Raw genomic sequence first — 17,478 nt, 5'->3', positions numbered from 1 at the left:
GCAGGCTGTTATAAGGCGGCCTGTCCGCACAGCCTCAACCCCGGCTTGCTACGACAAGCTGCAGCCGTCGCAATTCACGCGACAGAGCCCCGCGATTGAGCTGCATGTTGAACCAGAGCTTGAGCGCAATCTGCGCGCTATTGGCCATCACCGCCAACGCCGCGAAGTTGATCTGCACTCGCATCGTCTCTTCGGTAAACATCAGCCAGAGAAACAGGATCGTCAGGCTGCCGAACAGCAGAATGCCGCCCCAGGCCATGATCCGCATGCCGGACCCCGGCCCGCGAAAACTGCTCCATGCATATTGGTAATAGCCCGTTTCGTCGATGGCATCGCCGATGAAAGCTTCGTCCTCCGCACTCAACAGGGCTTTCAACTCCGTGTCGAAATCAGTCATGATCGTCTCCTTCGTAAAGTTTTTTCAGGGATTGCCGGGCCTTGAACAGGCGTGACTTGACCGTTCCCAAGGGAATGCCGAGCGCGGCTGCAATTTCGTGACCGCGAAAGCCATCCAGATAGAATAGCGCCAGCATGGTGCGCTCCGTCTCCGGCAGGCGGGCCAGCGCCTGTTTCATCGACAGGGCGACGTCCGGACCCATATCCGTTTCCGGCATGAGACTATCCGCCTCGCCCGCCCGGCGGCGGACCGCCCGGTCGATATGATCCGCAGAGCGGCGGCGCACGATGGTGAAGGCCCAGGCCGAAAAACGGGCCGGATCGCGCAGCTTGCGTATATCGCGCGCAATCGTCAGCGCCGCGTCCTGCATGACGTCGTCTGCCTCGGCTGCATCGCCGGTCAGACGACGGGCCAGCCGTATGCCGCGCGGATGCCAGCGCCGATATAGCAGCGCGAAAGCCTGGCGATCGCCCTGGCTGGCGAGGTCGGCCTGATAGGCGTCCAGCGTATCGCTGATCTGTCTCTGACGGGTGTGATCGGTCATGGTCCCTGGCAATCGTGTTACAGGATAGTCCGCCGCGCGGGTCAAAAGGTTCGCTACGCCTTGAATTTTTCTTGAGCGGACGCGGCCATGCGTTGACCCGCAGACCCCTCACCGCCTATGCGCCCGCCCTATGAACACTGAACAGCTGACCACCCTTATCGAAGCCGCCTGGGAGGACCGGGCCGCCCTGTCCCCCGACACGGTCGGTGAGCGCCGCGATGCGGTCGAGGCGGCCATCATGGGATTGGATGACGGTACGTTCCGCGTTGCGGAAAAAGACGGCGGCGAGTGGATCGTGCATCAATGGCTGAAAAAGGCCGTGCTGCTCGGCTTTCGCCTTGAGGCCAACAGGCTGATGCCCGGCGGCCCGGCGAACGGCGCTTGGTTCGACAAGGTGCCGAGCAAGTTTTCAGGCTGGGGCGAGGCCGACTTTACCAAGGCAGGCATTCGCGCCGTTCCGCCCTGCGCCGTGCGCCGGGGGGCCTACATTGCGCCCGGAGCCGTCCTGATGCCGTCCTATGTCAATCTGGGCGCGCATGTAGGCGCAGGCACGATGATCGACACATGGGCCAGCGTTGGCTCCTGTGCGCAAGTCGGCGCAGACTGTCATATCAGCGCGGGCGCGGGCATTGGCGGCGTGCTGGAACCGCTGCAGGCCAACCCGACCATCATCGAGGATGGCTGTTTCATCGGCGCGCGGTCCGAAGTGGTTGAAGGCGTGATCGTGCACGAAGGGGCCGTTTTGGCCATGGGCGTGTTCATCTCCAAATCGACCAAAATCTATAATCGGCAGACAGGCGAGATCACTTACGGCGAAGTGCCGGCCTTTTCCGTCGTGGTACCGGGATCGCTCCCATCCAGGGATGGCAGCCACAGTCTGGCCTGTGCGGTTATCGTCAAAACGGTCGATGCCCAGACCCGCGAAAAAACGGGCGTGAACGAATTGCTGCGCGATTAGGAGATTTCGACATGGCCCAAAGAGGACCAAGGGACATTCCCGCCCTGATGGAAGATGCCGAAAGGAAGGGGTTCAAGCATCATTTCGAAACGCAGGCCAAAGGGCTGCTCTGCCGCGAGACCAACACGGCCTACGCAATGGGCTCGATCCGTGTCGTCGAGACGCTGCACAAGGACGCGGGGACCGATCCGGGCGACGAAGCCACGCTCTACCTGCTCGAGGCCGAAGACGGCCAGCGCGGCATGCTGCTGATCGGCAATCCGGCGAGCCTGTCTGCAGCCGAGCGCGCCGTGCTGGAGCAGCTGACGAGCGGCTAGATGTGTCGGACCAGCTGGTTTCAGGAACGGATGATGCCTTTATCGGTTAGAGTCATTGCGCCGCACCGGTTCCAACCAGCCTGAGACATGCCATGCCCGACCAGATCGACACGCCTCGCCGGACTGCGCTGCACGCCCATCAACGTATTAAAGGTCTGTCGCTGGGCATTGGGGTAATCGCACTGCTCGCCGGTTGCGGCTCGGGCGGGTCGTCGACACCGCCGCCCCCGGCGCCGCCAATCAACCAGATACCGACATTCTCATCCAGCACCGCGGCCAGCACCCCGGAAAACACGGACGGCATTGTTTATACGGCCCAGGCCAGCGACCCGGACGGAACGTCGGTCCGCTATTCGCTTCTGGCGACGGGCGACAATCCGCTCTTCACGATCAATGCCGATAGCGGCGAGGTCCGGTTCACCGCCGCACCGGATTTCGAGACACCGGGCGATGCGGATGCCGACAATATCTACCGTCTTCGTGTACGCGCGACGGATGCCGCCGGCGGCATCGCGTCGCTCGACGTCGCTCTCACCGTCACGGATGTGGTGCAGACGCCCGTTTTGCGGCGCAAGGCGTCCGGACTGGCGCAGCCCATCTATGTGTCGCCGCTGGGTGATGGATCGGACCGGGTTCTAGTGTTCGAACGGGCGGGACGGATCCGCATTCTGAACCCGGATACGGGCCTGCTCGATCCGGTCGATTTTGCCGACTTGCGAGCGGGCATTTCGACGGCAGGTGAGGGCGGGCTGCTGGGCTTTGCCTTCGCGCCGGATTTCGACACGTCGCGGCAAATCTATCTCAACGTCACCAATCTGCAGGATGATACGGAAATCCGCCGCTACACGCTGATGACCGGGCGTAGCGACATGCTCGATCCGGCCAGCGAGGATGTCATCCTGCGGATCGACCAACCCTTCGACAATCATAATGCCGGCTGGATCGGCTTTGACGCGAATGGTTTTCTGATGATCCCGATGGGCGACGGAGGCAGTGGCGGCGACCCGAACAATCTGGCACAGAACCCACAGTCGCTGCTCGGCAAGGTTCTACGTCTGGACATTACGGGTGACGACTTCCCGGCGGATCCGGATCGCGACTACGCCATTCCGGCGGGTAATACCTATGCAGATCCGGCCGATGGTCGCCCGGAAATCTTCGCACTAGGATTGCGCAACCCCTACCGGTCCAGCTTCGACCCGCTGACGGGCGATCTGCTGATTGCCGATGTCGGGCAGAGTGCGATCGAAGAAGTGTCCCGCCTTCCCGTCGATGATTCCAGCCTCAATTTCGGCTGGCGCGTCAAGGAAGGCACGCGCGACTATCTTGGCAGCACGACGGCGACCCTGACCCCGCCCGTTCTGGAATATACCCACGGCACGGGTCCGCTCGAAGGCCAGTCGATTACAGGCGGGTTTGTCTATCAAGGTCCGGTCGAAGCGCTGCAGAACGTCTATCTGTTTGCCGATTTTATCAGCCATAATGTCTGGGGTGTTCCGGTGCTCGACCTGCAGCAGGGTGGCACGGTCCAGTCGGCCGGTTTCCAGCGCCTGACCGATCAGCTGCAGCCGGATACGGGGGCACTGACCTTCATTATCAGCTTCGGACTGGATGCGAAAAACAATCTCTATCTGACGACGATTGGCGGCGACGTATTCCGTCTGGAAGCGGCCAACTGAAGGTCTGTCCCTGAATGAGCTTTGGTAACGGCGCGACGCACGGGCTCAGTCTGCGGGTGTCGCAACCGACTTGCGTCGCCGCCAGAACGGCCAAAGCAGCTGTTCGCCCGCGCTGGTTTCTGGCAGATTTTCGACGCCGAATTGATCCGGATAACGCCGGGTAATCTTCGCCGTGCCGAACAGCACGTCCCAAAAAAAGAGCAGATTTCCGTAATTGCCTTTGTAATGCGTCACGCCATCAGAAGCGTGCTTGCCGTGATGAGCCGCATGGGTGGCCGGTGTCGAAATCGTTCGCTCGACCAGCCACATGAGCGGCGACAGCCAGCGGATGCGGTAGAGCTTCGCGTCCCAGCGAATGTCCGAATGGGCGCCGAAAATCACGCTCATCTTGATCACGATATAGACGGCGTAAACCCAGCCTCCCCCGAGATAGAGCAGCGCGCCGGACAGCCACAGCCCCGGCATCAGGAAGTAATAGAAGATATTGTTCCGGTAGACGATGCGGATCGAGAGATACTCCGCCTGATGATGCGGACGATGCAGCTTGTAGAGCCAAGGCGTGGCATGGGTAATCCGGTGCCACCAATATTGAGTCATGTCGTCGAAAACCAGAAAGAGTGCGAAGACAGCCAGGAACGGCCAGTCCTTCAGCACGTCACCAGCGTCCGGCAGGACGATTGCGGCTAGCGCGAACCCGCCGGCCACGACGAGAGGCTGCGTCACCAGCGTCAGCATCAATGTCGCGATCAGCTCGACCAGCCCGTCACCTTTCACCTGGCCGCTTTTGCGAAAGAAGCCGGTAAAGACCATTTCCGCGACGATGAAAGCGATGAAAATCCCGAGGACGAGTAAGAGTTCTGGCTTCATAAGGCGGTTCCCGACCGTCAGGCTCATCCGGCGCGAGCAATCCTGACGAAGCACTTGTCCGGCCATGGACCTCCCTCTGTCAATGCCACCTCTATACCCTCAGCGTCAGACGGAGAGTGTTATTTAGAGTTGACTCTAATTATACGAATGCCTAAATAGTCCTTATGAAGATCAATCTTGTTCTCAAGGCGCTCAACCATCCCATTCGCCGCGACATCATCGCGCGACTGCGTGAAGGTCCGCTGAGCGCAGGCGATCTCGCCGCTTTCTACGACGTGTCGAAACCGACCATGTCGACCCATTACGCGACCTTAAAAGATGCGGACCTGATCCGCGGGGAAAAGGACGGCGTGACAATTTTCTATCATCTCAATGCCACAGTCGCAGAAGACGCGCTCTCTTCGTTGATGGCTTTGCTCGGCACAGGCGAGACGGGTCAAGCCGTCGCACCCTCGCTCAATAAGGAGACGTCATCATGAAATCCGTATCGAACATGCTGATCGGCATTATCGCCCTGACCGCCCTGATCGGCATCGTCCTCTATGCCAATGGCTACCCTCCTGAGCGGGCCGAACTGGTCCGCTGGAAGGTCATTGGCTATCAGGTTATCACCTTCCCGCTTTTCTTTGCCGGAATGGCCGCACTCTTCGGCTTGCCGCTGCTTCGGCTGAAGCGCAGCGTTCTGGACACGGAGCCGTCCAAGGCCCGCAATGCAACGATCGTGAGCATTCTGATCGCCCCGGCCCTGATGTTCTTCATGCAGATCCTGTTCCCGCTCGAGGCTTACGGGCTGATGTCCGACCCGACAGGCGACGTTCTTGTCCTGCTTGCCTCCGCCCTCATGTTCGGCCTTGTGGGCAATTACATGTCCATTGTTCCCTATGAGGCCAAGATTGGACTGAAGTCGCGCTGGACCCTCGCTGACCCTGTCACCTGGTCCAAGACACATCGGTTCCTGGGCAAATATATTCTTCTGATCGTCATTATCGTGACGCCGGTCGCCGCCTTGATCGACCGGGAAAACGCGCTGATGATCCTGATCGTCGCCTATCTCTCAGCCTATGTCGCGGGCCTATTCTATGCTCGAATGATCGGTCGCGACCGCATCATATCCAGAGCCGACTAGCCCCACCGAAGCCCGCCCCCCACCGTCCAGGAGACGATTATGCCCTTCGGAAGCAACAGGACAGCTATGTCCAGATTTCTAACCCTCACATCCGCTGCCCTTATGCTGACAGCCTGCGGATCAGACCCGACACTGTCGGCCAACCCGCCCGCCGAAGGTCCTGCCATCTGGACGCTCGCTGATGCCGACACGACGGTTCATCTGTTCGGTTACACGCAAGTGTTGAAACCCGATGTCACTTGGCAAAGCGAAGCGGTCTCGACGGCTTTCAATGCGGCTGACACGCTGATCCTGGAAACGGAGCCCGCCACACCCGAAACTCAGAGTGATATCCAGCAGACGATGCGCTCGCTGGGCTTTTATCAGGAAGGCCGCACACTCGGCGCGACCCTGAGCGATGAGCAGGCTGAGGAAATCGGAACCGTTTCAGCGCAATTCGGCGTCCCCCTCACGGCTCTTGATCCGTTGAAGCCCTGGCTGGCCTCCATGCAGCTCGGCGTCGTGGCGATTTCCGCAAAGGGCTATGACCTGACGCAGACGCCTGTGGCCACGCTGCAACGTCAGGCAACGGAGCGCGGAATGACGATTCGTTCGCTCGAAAGCCCGACGACACTGATGCAGAAGATTGCGGGTTTGAACGAAGATGAACAGATCGGGATGCTGCTGCATGGTGCCCGCACCTTGCGTGATGATCCCGAACAGACTGCCCGTGTGAACAGCGCCTGGCTCGCGGGCGATGTCAACAGCATAGCAGAAACATTGCATGGCGATGGCGGGGACGATAGCGGGGCCTGGCCCAGCGACGCAGTCTATACGCTTATGCTGACTGAGCGGAACGAATTCTGGCGCGACGATATTGCTACCCTCATGGAGACGGAGACCGGCACCTATTTCATCGCGGTCGGGCTTGGACACCTTGCGGGAAAAGATAGTTTGGTGAGCATGCTGGACGAGGCCGGATATACTGTCCTGCGCCAGTCGCGCCAGGATCCTTAAGGATCAGCCGCGCCTCCAGACGCTAGCGGGACAGGCTTGCCCAGGCCCGTTCTTCGGCGCTGACCCGGATCACCAGAACGGCGGCATTCAGGGCTCCGAAGATCGCGGCCACTTCCCAGAGGCCCAGCACCAGCGGGGCCACCATGATCTCCGCAATCACGAGCAGATAGTTGGGATGGGGGACCAGCGCGAACGGACCCTTGGTGACTTTCTGCTCGCCCGGGACGACGATGATCCGCGTCGTCCAGCGACGGCCCAGCGTGCCGAGAATATAGAGCCGCAGAAGCTGCAGCACCACATAGACAATTAGCCAAAACGAACTGATCAGATTGTCGTGGCCAAACAGGACCATCGCGATAATCCAGCCCGCATGGACCGCCACGATGAGGGGGTAATGGCCTGGCGCATGCTCGACGCCGCCCTGCGCCTTGAGTCGCCGAGTATTGCGCGCGGCGATCGGCAGCTCGATCAGTCGCTCGGCGATGATGTAAAGCAGGAACAGGGTCGGCCAGACATGGATCGAAAGAGACATATCCATCAGTTCACCCCGGATAGATTGGCGTGAAGGCCGCAGAAAAGCCTGGACCGAGCGCACAGGCGAGCAAGGGCCGACCCGATCCGGCCATGTCGCCTCGCTGCAGGATCCGTTCCAGCACGAAAAACACGGTCGGCGCGCTCATATTGCCGAACTCTCTCAGTATGTCGCGTTCCACGTCGAGCATCCCGACATCCAGATCCAGCGACGTTTCGAGCGCATCGACCACCTTGGCCCCGCCCGGATGGCTGACGATCCGCCCGATCTCCGCACGGTCGAGCCCCATCTCCGCACAGGCTGAGTCTGCTGCGCTGCGCATCTCCGACGTCACGAAATCCGGAATGGACCGGTCAAACACGACAGCCAGCCCGTCTTCATCGACCTCCCAACCCATGATGGGCAACGTGTCGTCCCACGTTCTGGACGCGCCGCGACCGATACGGATGTCCGTCTCTTCGCCACTGAGCGTCAGGGCGGCTGCGCCATCGGCGAACAGAATGGTTGCGATGATATCGGCCTTTTTCGGGCGCGCCTTGCGGAATGAAAGAGTGCAGGTTTCGACCACGACCAGCAGGAGGCGCGCCTGCGGATTGGCGGCGGCAAGTTCGCGCGCCACATTCAGGCCGGAGATACCGCCCGCACAACCCAGGCCGAACAGGGGCACACGCAGACAGTCATCGCGAAAGCCCATGGCGACCTTGGCCTGCGCTTCGAGGGTCGGCGTCGCGATCCCGGTGGACGAGACCGTCACGAGAATGTCGACCTGATCTGCGGTCCAGCCGGCGTGCGCCAAGGCCTGCGTCGCCGCATCAATATAGAGTTCGGTCGCGCCCGCCATGTAGCGCGCATTCCGGTCCGTCCAGCCGCCGGCCGTTTCGAACCAGTCGAACGGGGCCACCGAATAGCGCATCTCGACACCGGAGGTTTCGAACACGGGCGCCAGCCGCTCGAAACCCTTGAACCGAGGACCGAGTATTTCATGAGCGCGCCGGGCGACCTCACCCTGCGGCAGCGCATGCGGCGGGACGCAGGTGGACAGGCTGTGCAGATAAACGGTCATCACACCCTGATAGGCATGAATAGACGGGATTAACTAGGGCCATCCTGTCACATCTCCGACAGGTCGGTCATCTGGAACGGGCTTAGGGCCCAGACCCCTCAAACGTCCGCCCATGAAAAAAGCCCCGCTCGCGCGGGGCTTCGTCATTCAGACTGTCAGGTCCGCCTATTCGCGACCGAACAGGTTCATCAGGATGGTGAACATGTTGATGAAAGCGAGCAGCAGGGACGCTGCGCCGAAGGCCGACGCCTTGTTCATCATGTCCGTATCGCCTCGCGTCCCGTAATAGATCCGCTTGAGCGTCTGGGTTTCCCAGGCCGTGATCAGTGCGATCGCGCCCAGCGCCACCACATTGATGATCGTGCCGAACAGCCCGCCGCCAAAGACGCTGAGCGCCGGAACGAACATGCCGACAAAGCCAATCACGATATAGGCCAGGAAGGCTGCCATGGCATATTTGATCACGGCATTCAGATTGAAGCCGGTCGTGTAGCCGAACATGGACAGAGCCGCGAACATCGCCACCGTCATGAAGAAGATCTTCGCGACGATCATCGGATTGTAAAGCGAGGCATAGGCCGACATCAGAACGCCCATGAAGGCGGCAAAGCCGAACAGGAAGGCTAGCACGCCGCCCATCGACATGGAGGGAAGCTTGCGCCCCACCGCCCCGAAACCGAAGACGATGATCCCGAAAGAGACGATCGCAACGATCGGATTGTAGATGATACCCAGCAGGCTTGGATCGGCGAGAATGGCCTGTCCCACCATAAAGGCGACCGTGGCAGTCACGCCCATCGCCAAAGCCATCCAGCGATAAGTGCCGAGCATAAAGCTCTTCAGGCCGACATCAGTATCGATATCACCGCCGATGACGCCTCTATTGTAATCGTTCATTGTGAACTCCGTAAAAGTGGCGGACCTCGATCAGCGAGGTCTGTTGGGACCAATATAGGCGCAAAGTTGCGCCTTTGCCAATGACAAGCGGGTTAGCCGGGGGCGCGAGAGACAGTTTTTTCCTATAGTCGTGATATGAAAACGATAATGACGCGGGTGACAGTTTTGCTCAAAGCGCTGTAGGAGGGCGCCGACACGCTTTCCCGCACACAGGATTCAGACCTTATGGAACGACGCAAACTCGGCACGACGGATATTGATGTGACGTCGATCTGTCTCGGCACGATGACCTGGGGGCAGCAGAACAGCGAGGGCGACGCGCATGAGCAGCTCTCTTACGCCATTGATGAACGTGGCATCAATTTCATCGATACGGCGGAAATGTATCCAGTTCCGGGTCGGCGCGAGACACAGGGCCGGACGGAAAGCTATATTGGCAGCTGGCTGAAAGCGCGCGGCAAGCGCGAAGACATCGTGCTGGCGACCAAGGTGGTCGGACGGTCGGGCATGGTCTGGACCCGCGATGATGAGGTCGATCAGACACGCCACACCCGCGCGCAGATCGACATGGCAGTCGAAAACTCGCTCCGCCGCCTGCAGACCGATTATATCGATCTCTACCAGCTGCACTGGCCGGATCGGGATCTGTCGGCTTTCGGTCATCATAGCTATGATGATTATGACGCGCAGGATATGGTGCCGCTGATCGATATACTGGAAAGCCTGCAGCGCCATGTCGAAGCCGGCCGGATCCGCCATATCGGCCTGTCGAACGAATCCGCCTGGGGCATGATGAAATTCGTCGCTCTTTCAGAGGCTCATGATCTGCCGCGAATCCAGTCGAACCAATGCGTCTATTCGCTGATCGCGCGCCGGTTCGATTATGACCGCGCAGAGATCGCGATGCGTGAGAATGTCGGCTTGCTGGCCTACAGCCCGCTGGCCATGGGGGTGCTGACCGGTAAATATGATGACGGTAATGCTCCCGAAGGGTCGCGCGGGGCGCTGTTTGATGGTTTCATGGCCAATTACATGAAGAATAATGAGAGCTGGCTGGATGCCAACCGGACCGCGCGCGCACTGGGCCTGACGCCTACCCAATTCGCACTGAAATTCGTCGAAAGCCGCGACTTTGTCACGGCCAATATCATCGGAGCCACATCCGTGGAGCAGCTACGCGAAAATATCGACGCGCACGATATTGACTGGACGGAGGAGATGGAAAGCGAGGCCGACCGGCTGCATGCAACCTATCGCTGCCCGATGGGACGCTGACAACAGGTTCTGATGATCCTGTTCGCCGCCATCCGACCGCCATCAGGCGTCATCCGGGCCGTAACGCGCCTGCAGAAGGGCGTTCCCGGCGCGCGCTGGAGCCCAGCGGATAAGCTGCACATTACAGTCGGCTATTTCGGCGAGGTCCCGGACGTGCTGGCAGAAGTGCTGGATGCGGAGCTGGCGCGCCGCCCGCTATCGTCGATGGAGTTGACCTTGCGGGGGGCCGATCATTTCGGTCGGGCGGAGCCGCATCAGATCCATCTGAAACTGGCAGACAATCCAGGTCTGACGCGATTGCATCAGCATTGTCGCCGCGCCGCCCGCGAGGTCGGGATCACGATGGAAAAACGCTTATTCAAACCGCATCTGACGCTGGCCTATCTCAAGCCTTTTCCCGATCTGGAAAGGATCGCGGCCTATGAACAGCGTCACGTCAATACCGAGATCGGCCCGTTTCTGGTCGATCAGTTCGGCCTGTACAGCAGCTGGCAGCAGAAGCGCGGCCCCAATCGCTATGATCTGGAAGCGACCTATCCGCTGATTGGCTGATCAGCCCGGCGTCAACTTCAGCAGACGCCCTTCATTGTCTTCCAGCACATAGAGCGCGCCGTCCGGGCCCTGCTCCACTTCGCGGATCCGCGCGCCCCATTCGAAACGCTCCGCCTCCTTGGCAATGGTGCGGCGACGGTCGGATTTGGACGGCGTATCACCCGCAGCTTCGATCTTGTCTTCATCGAAGACGACGCGGACCAGCGCCTGGGAGCTGAGCCCGCCGATAAAGCCATCGCCCTTGAAACCTTCGATCAGGTCGCCGTCATAAATGACGAAACCGGCCGGGCTGATCGCCGGATGCCACCAGGCGGCGGGATGTTCATAGACGGGAATGTCGACATGATCCGGAATATCGACCCCCGAATAATGCTCACCATTGGACACGGTCGGATAACCGTAATTCTCAGACCGGATGATCAGGTTCAACTCGTCACCATGGGCCGGGCCCATTTCGTGTGACCAAAGCCGCCCATCTGCATCGAAATCGATACCGAGCGGATTGCGGTGGCCCAATGACCAGATTTCGCTGGTCACGCCGCCTTGCCCATAGAAGGGATTGGTCTCGGGCACCGAACCGTCCCGGTTGATACGGACCATCTTGCCCAGATTCATGTCCATATTCTGTGACGGGTAGAATTTCTGACGTTCGCCCGATGTGATGAACAGATAGCCGCCGCCGCCTTCCGCATTGTCCGGCGAAATGGCGAGCCTGTGGCCATAATGTCCATTACCGGTGACTTTCGGAAATTGCCTCCAGATCACTTCGCGGTCGGCCAACGCCCCGCCATTGGACCCGAGCGCAAGCGTCGCCCGCTCGACAGCCGCGCCGGACAGGCGCTCATCGTCCGCATCGCGTTCGACATAGGACAGATAGACGATATTGTTCGTCTCGAACGCCGGATCGAGAATGATGTCGCCCATGCCGCCCTGATTTCGCTCCGTGACCTCGGGCATATTGTCGATCCGGGCGACCTTGGTGCCGCGCCGATTGAGCAGCCACATAGTGCCGCTCTGTTCGGTCACCAGGGCGCGCCCGTCGGGCAGGAAGGTCATCGCCCAGGCTCCGTCAAATTCCGCCAGCGTTTCCATGGCCAGGGTCGTCCCCGCCGTACCGGTCACGCTGTCCTGTGCGGCACAGGCCAGGGGAAAAGCTGCGCAGGCAACGCTAAGAAGAGCAAGGCGGAGTGGGCGGGTCATGGAGCCTCCGAAAGACAGGATGGACGATAGGTCGTCTCTTACATACGATTATCCGCGCGAAACGTTCAGCCTTTTCGACCCGATCTCGCAAGATTGTGACCCGCACACCATGGTGAGAGACGAAAAAGGCCCCGCCGAAGCGAGGCCCGTTCCTGATGTTCTCAATCTATGGCGGTCTAGCCGCGGATTGTCAGCTCCAGACCGAACAGCCGGCCTTTTTTGAGCGGGCTGAAGGTCCCGATTGCAGGGTTGGCCCCGAACGGCACATTGACGCCTGTCGAGCGATTGGTTGCGCCCGGCACGAGCGGCGCGACGGCCCCGCCAAAGGGCAGCTGCGTATCACCACCCACTTGCACTTCGTCGAGCAGGTTGCGGGCGTAGAGCGACAGCGTCACCCCATCCATCGGTGTCTGCCAGGCGACATTGCCGTTCAGCATGTTCGCAGCCTGGACCCAGCCGAAATTATTGTCCGTATAGGCGAAAGCATCGCGATACTGGAAGTCCAACCGGCTGGTCAGCGCACCGGCATTGCCCAGATCGGCCTCATGGATAAAGCCGAAGCCATAGGTGGCGTCCGGAACACGCGGCAGAGCAAGTTCCAGATCCGCCGTATCGACATTGCCATCGCTGGAAATATCGAACAGCACTTCATCATAATCGGCGCTGATGACCCCGAGATTGGCAGTAACCAGGAAGCTGTCCGAAACCCGGAAACGGCCATCGACCTCAAAGCCGCGGATGGTCGCATCCGCCGTGTTGATAATGGTCTGCAGTACGCCGGCAGTCGGGTCGGACAGGTTCAGCTCGCGCTGCATGTCCTGCACGCCAGTTTCGAATATGGCGGCATTGAGCTGCCAGCGACGGTCATCGCTTTCCAGCTTGGCGCCGAGCTCGAAACTGTCGACCTGTTCTTCATCGAAAGCACGCTCCGAACCTGGTGGGAAAATGGCTTCGAAGGCCGCCGGGGCCGTGATCCGGAAGTTGTAGCCACCGGAACGGTAGCCGCGCGACCAGCTGCCATAGAACTGCGTGTTGTCATTTGGGAAATACTGAAAGCCCAGACGCGGCGAGAAATTGCTCCAGCTATCAGAGTCCGTGAAGCCGTTATTTTCCGTCGGAATAAAGGGATTGGTTCCCGTCGTCGGGCAGGTTCCACCAACGACCGAGCACATCGGACGCGGACGCACATAGGTAATGGCGGCGTCCTTATCTTCTTCCGAATAACGCAAGCCGAGGTTCAGAATGAACTGTTCCGTCACAGAAAAATCGACCGCACCGAACAACCCCAGCACCGTATGATCCTGCATTCCGCCGCCATAAAAGGTCAGCGGTGATAGCGGCGGCAGATCCCGCACTTCGGTATAGGCCACGCTCTGATCGAAATAGAACAGGCCCGTCGTCACTTCGGCCCGTCCGAACGTGCCTGTGTAGCGCAGCTCGTTGGAGATCTGGTCCTGCTCAAGCTCCGTCGTGGAATGGAACAGGAAGAGCGAGGTCGCATCGATGTCGCTATCCGTAGCGCTGCTGAAGTCGCGATAGCCGAAAATGTTGGTGATGACGCCGTCGCCCAGAGCCACGTCCCAGTCCAGCTTGATCGATCCCGTATAGGCCGTCGTGTCGTAAAATCCTTCATTGTCGACGGCGAAGTCGAAGCTTTCACGGTCATACAGACCCCGGTTCTGAGCTGACGGACCGTCCCCTTCCGAAGTGAAATATTCGCCTTTGGCCAGAATGGTGACATTCTCGCTGGCGAAGAATTCCAAGGCGCCACGACCGATATAGGTCTGCGCCTCGCCGTGATTATCGCCTGTCGCGAGGTTCTTGAAATAACCAGAATCGCCATTGAAGTAGCCGCCGAGTTTCCCGTTCAGACGACCTTCGATGATCGGGCCGGAAACCGTGCCCTGAATGAAGCTGTTGATACCACCCCGATCGTCGTCCAGCGGACTTTCGACCGCGACGCGCGCCTTATATTCGAACTCATCCGTCGGATTGCCGGTATTGATCAGGACCGCACCGCCCGTCGTGTTGCGTCCGAATAGAATACCCTGCGGGCCGCGCAGGACCTCGACGCTGTCCAGATCGAACAGATCGAACACGACACCGGAGTTCAGCCCCAGATAAACCCCATCGACAAAGACGCCAACGGTTGGATCGATGGAGGGGATCGAACTGTTCACGCCCAAACCCCGGATCGAGAAATTGGCCGTGCCGCGCGTCGTGCCAATATCGTCGAGGCTGACATTGGGGGCGGAGAAGGTCAGGCTTTCCAGACTGCGGACCTTCAGCGCTTCGAGCGTGCCGCCATTGAACGCCGTCACGGCAATGGGAACGTCCTGGACATTTTCCGCATCCGTCTTCTTGGTTGCAGTCACCACGATTTCATCCGTGAGCGCATCGATCGCCGACGTCCGGTCCTGCGCCAGAGCGGTTTGACCGGCGGCCAAGGCCGTCAGAAGCGCCAATGTGCTCGCACGGGCGGCATGGAAGTTCAGCATGTCAGGGTCTCCTATTGATTGTCGGAGCTGCATAGTCCTGTTTTCAGGCGGGCGTGCAGTCCGGATTGGCGAAACGGCTTCGGAGTCCTACTTTTCCGCATGGCTGTGATGAAAATGTCACAACTCACCGGCCTGACGCGCACATTCTTTGGGCGTCGGCTCTTGTTTGGCTCATAATTCGCAGCCTTCTGTCTTCCTCAGCATCACGCAGCCTTCCGTCGGCGCGGCTGCGGGATTCTTCTGATTTTGCGCAAATCAGGTTGAAACAAGGCCTGAGTTCCGCCAATAGTCCCGCCATCGCGAAGGGAAGCGCTACTTCTATGGGAGGAGGGGCGGCCAACTTCATACATCGCGAGGGGAAGCGTCGGGCGTCCATCAGGGACCGGGACCGGCGGCCAACTTCAGACCAAATTGAGGGAGACCCGATCAAGCAAGGGTCGGGGCCAACTTACCAATGACACTCTATCTGATTATCGGCGCGGCGCTACTTGCCGTGCTCTACGGGATCGTGACCCGTGCCAGCCTGATGAAGGCCAGCACCGGCAACGAACGCATGAACGAAATTGCCGGCGCCATCCAGGAAGGCGCCAAGGCCTATCTGAACAAGCAGTATAAGACGATCGCCATGGTCGGCGTCGTCGTGACGATTGCTCTGTTCTTCCTCTTCGGCATGAAACTCATCGCGCCGGTGGGCTTCGTCATCGGGGCCGTCCTGTCGGGTGTCGCCGGTTATGTCGGCATGCTTGTTTCCGTACAGGCCAATGTCCGCACGACGGAAGCCTCACGCGAGTCGCTTGGTTCCGGCCTGAATGTCGCCTTCAAGGCGGGCGCCGTCACGGGCATGCTCGTGGCCGGTCTCGCCCTGCTGGGTCTGGCCGTCTATTACATGGTTCTGACAGGCCCGATGGGCGCAGATGATCGCGGTGTGATCGACGGGCTGGTTAGCCTGTCCCTCGGCGCGTCTCTGATTTCCGTCTTTGCGCGTCTCGGCGGCGGCATCTTCACCAAGGGTGCGGATGTCGGCGGCGATCTGGTCGGCAAGGTCGAAGCGGGTATCCCGGAAGATGACCCCCGCAACCCGGCAACCATTGCGGATAATGTCGGCGACAATGTCGGTGACTGTGCGGGTATGGCGGCCGATCTGTTCGAAACCTATGTCGTGACTATTGCGGCAACCATGATCCTCGGTTCGATCCTGTTTGCGAGCGTCGGCGTGCTGACACTCTATCCGATGGCCATCGGCGCAGCCTGTATCGTGACGTCGATCATCGGCACCTATTTCGTCCGCCTGTCAAAAGGCTCCACCAACGTCATGGGCGCGCTCTATAAGGGCCTGATCGCGACGGGCGTTCTGTCCGTTGCGGCGATCGCGGGTGTCACCCATTTCGTTCTGGGCGGCTTCGGCGAGGTGGTCGGAACCTCCTTCACCGGCATGGATCTGCTCTGGTGTTCGGTGGTCGGTCTGGTCATTACCGGCCTGATCGTGATGATCACCGAATATTATACAGGCACCAAGTACCGTCCTGTGCGTTCGGTTGCAGCCGCATCCGAATCGGGTCACGGCACCAACGTGATTGCAGGTCTGGCCGTTTCCATGGAAGCGACCGCCATTCCGGCTCTGATTATTGTGGCTGGTATCATCATCACCTTCAGCCTGGCCGGCCTTTACGGCATCGCCATAGCCGTGACCGCCATGCTCGGCGTGGCCGGCATGATCGTCGCGCTCGACGCTTTCGGTCCAGTGACCGACAATGCGGGCGGGATCGCTGAAATGGCCGAACTGCCCCCGGAAGTGCGCAACACGACCGACACGCTGGACGCCGTCGGCAACACGACCAAGGCCGTGACCAAGGGCTACGCCATTGGCTCTGCCGGTCTAGGCGCGTTGGTGCTGTTCGCGGCCTATTATCAGGACATTCTGTATTTCTCGGCCCAGCCGGGTAATCCTCTGTCCGGTGTGACCGTCGATTTCAGCCTGACCAATCCTTATGTGATTGTCGGTCTCTTCATCGGGGGTCTGCTGCCCTACTTGTTCGGTGCGTGGGCGATGCAGTCCGTCGGACGCGCGGCCACCGCAATCGTCGAAGAAGTCCGCCGTCAGTTCAAGGCCGATTCTGGCATACTGGCGGGCACGTCCCGTCCGGATTATGCCAAGGCTGTCGATCTGCTGACCGGTGCGGCGATCAAGGAAATGATCAAGCCGTCCCTGCTGCCGATCCTCTCACCGATTGTGCTCTACTTCGCGATCTACTTCATCGCCGGCACAGAGCAGGCACTCGCCTCGCTCGGCGCGATGCTGATGGGCGTGATCGTCACCGGTCTGTTCCTGGCCCTGTCCATGACCGCCGGCGGCGGCGCATGGGACAATGCCAAGAAGTACATCGAAGACGGCAACCATGGCGGCAAAGGCTCGGAAGCCCATAAGGCGTCCGTCACGGGCGACACGGTCGGCGATCCCTACAAGGATACAGCCGGTCCTGCCGTGAACCCGATGATCAAGATCACCAACATCATGGCACTGCTGCTTCTGGCCATCGTCGCGCACTAGCGCGCACAACAGGATCTACGCGTTACGAG

At 60.0% G+C, this 17,478-nt stretch carries 17 protein-coding genes; 9 read left to right on the top strand and 8 right to left on the bottom strand.

Annotated features, from left to right (window positions below; genetic code table 11):
* Nucleotides 1-34: 34 nt before the first annotated feature.
* Both AB6B39_RS02035 and AB6B39_RS02030 read right to left on the bottom strand, forming a co-directional pair.
* The gene (locus AB6B39_RS02035; RefSeq protein WP_284371339.1) at nt 35-397 is read right to left on the bottom strand and encodes a DUF6768 family protein; all 363 of its coding nucleotides are present in this window, start codon (nt 395-397) and stop codon (nt 35-37) included.
* A complete protein-coding gene (locus AB6B39_RS02030; protein ID WP_284371337.1) occupies nt 390-941 on the bottom strand; it encodes an RNA polymerase sigma factor in 552 nt (183 codons plus the stop codon). The genes AB6B39_RS02035 and AB6B39_RS02030 overlap by 8 nt, the downstream gene beginning before the upstream one ends.
* 130 nt (nt 942-1,071) lie before the next feature.
* On the opposite strand from AB6B39_RS02030, the gene dapD reads away from it, so the two are divergent.
* The 3 genes from dapD (at nt 1,072) to AB6B39_RS02015 (ending at nt 3,895) form a co-directional block, all read left to right on the top strand.
* Nucleotides 1,072-1,899, top strand: a complete 828-nt coding sequence (dapD, locus tag AB6B39_RS02025; protein ID WP_284371334.1) for a 2,3,4,5-tetrahydropyridine-2,6-dicarboxylate N-succinyltransferase — start codon at nt 1,072-1,074, stop codon at nt 1,897-1,899.
* A gap of 11 nt (nt 1,900-1,910) precedes the next feature.
* Nucleotides 1,911-2,216, top strand: coding sequence for a hypothetical protein (locus AB6B39_RS02020; protein WP_284371332.1), 306 nt, complete (start codon nt 1,911-1,913; stop codon nt 2,214-2,216).
* Between the two features lie 92 nt (nt 2,217-2,308).
* The gene (locus tag AB6B39_RS02015; RefSeq protein ID WP_284371330.1) at nt 2,309-3,895 is read left to right on the top strand and encodes a PQQ-dependent sugar dehydrogenase; all 1,587 of its coding nucleotides are present in this window, start codon (nt 2,309-2,311) and stop codon (nt 3,893-3,895) included.
* A gap of 45 nt (nt 3,896-3,940) precedes the next feature.
* Here the strand turns inward: AB6B39_RS02015 and AB6B39_RS02010 are convergent, their stop codons facing one another.
* A complete protein-coding gene (locus AB6B39_RS02010) occupies nt 3,941-4,828 on the bottom strand; it encodes a sterol desaturase family protein (protein WP_284371328.1) in 888 nt (295 codons plus the stop codon).
* Between the two features lie 98 nt (nt 4,829-4,926).
* On the opposite strand from AB6B39_RS02010, the gene AB6B39_RS02005 reads away from it, so the two are divergent.
* From AB6B39_RS02005 to AB6B39_RS01995, 3 genes are all read left to right on the top strand, one after another.
* Nucleotides 4,927-5,241, top strand: a complete 315-nt coding sequence (locus AB6B39_RS02005; RefSeq protein WP_284371326.1) for a metalloregulator ArsR/SmtB family transcription factor — start codon at nt 4,927-4,929, stop codon at nt 5,239-5,241.
* Entirely contained in the window at nt 5,238-5,888 is a 651-nt protein-coding gene (locus AB6B39_RS02000; RefSeq protein ID WP_284371322.1) for an SdpI family protein, read from the top strand. Before AB6B39_RS02005 ends, AB6B39_RS02000 begins: the two co-directional genes overlap by 4 nt.
* Before the next feature lie 66 nt (nt 5,889-5,954).
* Nucleotides 5,955-6,884 (top strand): TraB/GumN family protein, encoded by a 930-nt coding sequence (locus AB6B39_RS01995; RefSeq protein ID WP_284371320.1) that lies wholly within the window; start codon nt 5,955-5,957, stop codon nt 6,882-6,884.
* 22 nt (nt 6,885-6,906) lie between these two features.
* On the opposite strand, the gene AB6B39_RS01990 is transcribed toward AB6B39_RS01995, so the two are convergent.
* From AB6B39_RS01990 to AB6B39_RS01980, 3 genes are all read right to left on the bottom strand, one after another.
* A complete protein-coding gene (locus AB6B39_RS01990) occupies nt 6,907-7,422 on the bottom strand; it encodes an isoprenylcysteine carboxyl methyltransferase family protein (protein WP_284371317.1) in 516 nt (171 codons plus the stop codon).
* A 4-nt stretch (nt 7,423-7,426) separates the two neighbouring features.
* Nucleotides 7,427-8,479, bottom strand: coding sequence for a type III polyketide synthase (locus AB6B39_RS01985; protein WP_284371315.1), 1,053 nt, complete (start codon nt 8,477-8,479; stop codon nt 7,427-7,429).
* Between the two features lie 165 nt (nt 8,480-8,644).
* A complete protein-coding gene (locus AB6B39_RS01980; protein WP_284371313.1) occupies nt 8,645-9,376 on the bottom strand; it encodes a Bax inhibitor-1 family protein in 732 nt (243 codons plus the stop codon).
* A 225-nt stretch (nt 9,377-9,601) separates the two neighbouring features.
* Here AB6B39_RS01980 and AB6B39_RS01975 point away from each other — a divergent pair, with 225 nt between their 5' ends.
* Together AB6B39_RS01975 and thpR are read left to right on the top strand one after the other, a co-directional pair.
* The gene (locus AB6B39_RS01975; RefSeq protein ID WP_284371311.1) at nt 9,602-10,651 is read left to right on the top strand and encodes an aldo/keto reductase; all 1,050 of its coding nucleotides are present in this window, start codon (nt 9,602-9,604) and stop codon (nt 10,649-10,651) included.
* Between the two features lie 12 nt (nt 10,652-10,663).
* Nucleotides 10,664-11,203: an RNA 2',3'-cyclic phosphodiesterase gene (thpR, locus tag AB6B39_RS01970; protein WP_284371309.1), complete on the top strand. Its 540-nt coding sequence runs from the start codon at nt 10,664-10,666 to the stop codon at nt 11,201-11,203.
* Here thpR and AB6B39_RS01965 read toward each other — a convergent pair whose 3' ends face one another.
* The gene (locus AB6B39_RS01965; protein ID WP_284371307.1) at nt 11,204-12,403 is read right to left on the bottom strand and encodes a PQQ-dependent sugar dehydrogenase; all 1,200 of its coding nucleotides are present in this window, start codon (nt 12,401-12,403) and stop codon (nt 11,204-11,206) included.
* A 176-nt stretch (nt 12,404-12,579) separates the two neighbouring features.
* The gene (locus AB6B39_RS01960) at nt 12,580-14,901 is read right to left on the bottom strand and encodes a TonB-dependent receptor (RefSeq protein ID WP_284371305.1); all 2,322 of its coding nucleotides are present in this window, start codon (nt 14,899-14,901) and stop codon (nt 12,580-12,582) included.
* Between the two features lie 454 nt (nt 14,902-15,355).
* Here AB6B39_RS01960 and AB6B39_RS01955 point away from each other — a divergent pair, with 454 nt between their 5' ends.
* Nucleotides 15,356-17,449, top strand: coding sequence for a sodium-translocating pyrophosphatase (locus tag AB6B39_RS01955; RefSeq protein ID WP_284371303.1), 2,094 nt, complete (start codon nt 15,356-15,358; stop codon nt 17,447-17,449).
* Nucleotides 17,450-17,478 lie beyond the last annotated feature (29 nt).

Source organism: Algimonas porphyrae, assembly GCF_041429795.1.
Lineage (GTDB): Bacteria > Pseudomonadota > Alphaproteobacteria > Caulobacterales > Maricaulaceae > Litorimonas > Litorimonas porphyrae.
This window is presented reverse-complemented; position numbering and strand designations above follow the sequence as displayed.

Coding starts and splice junctions, on each gene's coding strand:
- AB6B39_RS02035 (WP_284371339.1), bottom strand. CDS start 397: ATGACTGATTTCGACACGGAGTTGAAAGCCCTGTTGAGTGCGGAGGAC.
- AB6B39_RS02030 (WP_284371337.1), bottom strand. CDS start 941: ATGACCGATCACACCCGTCAGAGACAGATCAGCGATACGCTGGACGCC.
- dapD (WP_284371334.1), top strand. CDS start 1,072: ATGAACACTGAACAGCTGACCACCCTTATCGAAGCCGCCTGGGAGGAC.
- AB6B39_RS02020 (WP_284371332.1), top strand. CDS start 1,911: ATGGCCCAAAGAGGACCAAGGGACATTCCCGCCCTGATGGAAGATGCC.
- AB6B39_RS02015 (WP_284371330.1), top strand. CDS start 2,309: ATGCCCGACCAGATCGACACGCCTCGCCGGACTGCGCTGCACGCCCAT.
- AB6B39_RS02010 (WP_284371328.1), bottom strand. CDS start 4,828: ATGGCCGGACAAGTGCTTCGTCAGGATTGCTCGCGCCGGATGAGCCTG.
- AB6B39_RS02005 (WP_284371326.1), top strand. CDS start 4,927: ATGAAGATCAATCTTGTTCTCAAGGCGCTCAACCATCCCATTCGCCGC.
- AB6B39_RS02000 (WP_284371322.1), top strand. CDS start 5,238: ATGAAATCCGTATCGAACATGCTGATCGGCATTATCGCCCTGACCGCC.
- AB6B39_RS01995 (WP_284371320.1), top strand. CDS start 5,955: ATGTCCAGATTTCTAACCCTCACATCCGCTGCCCTTATGCTGACAGCC.
- AB6B39_RS01990 (WP_284371317.1), bottom strand. CDS start 7,422: ATGGATATGTCTCTTTCGATCCATGTCTGGCCGACCCTGTTCCTGCTT.
- AB6B39_RS01985 (WP_284371315.1), bottom strand. CDS start 8,479: ATGACCGTTTATCTGCACAGCCTGTCCACCTGCGTCCCGCCGCATGCG.
- AB6B39_RS01980 (WP_284371313.1), bottom strand. CDS start 9,376: ATGAACGATTACAATAGAGGCGTCATCGGCGGTGATATCGATACTGAT.
- AB6B39_RS01975 (WP_284371311.1), top strand. CDS start 9,602: ATGGAACGACGCAAACTCGGCACGACGGATATTGATGTGACGTCGATC.
- thpR (WP_284371309.1), top strand. CDS start 10,664: ATGATCCTGTTCGCCGCCATCCGACCGCCATCAGGCGTCATCCGGGCC.
- AB6B39_RS01965 (WP_284371307.1), bottom strand. CDS start 12,403: ATGACCCGCCCACTCCGCCTTGCTCTTCTTAGCGTTGCCTGCGCAGCT.
- AB6B39_RS01960 (WP_284371305.1), bottom strand. CDS start 14,901: ATGCTGAACTTCCATGCCGCCCGTGCGAGCACATTGGCGCTTCTGACG.
- AB6B39_RS01955 (WP_284371303.1), top strand. CDS start 15,356: ATGACACTCTATCTGATTATCGGCGCGGCGCTACTTGCCGTGCTCTAC.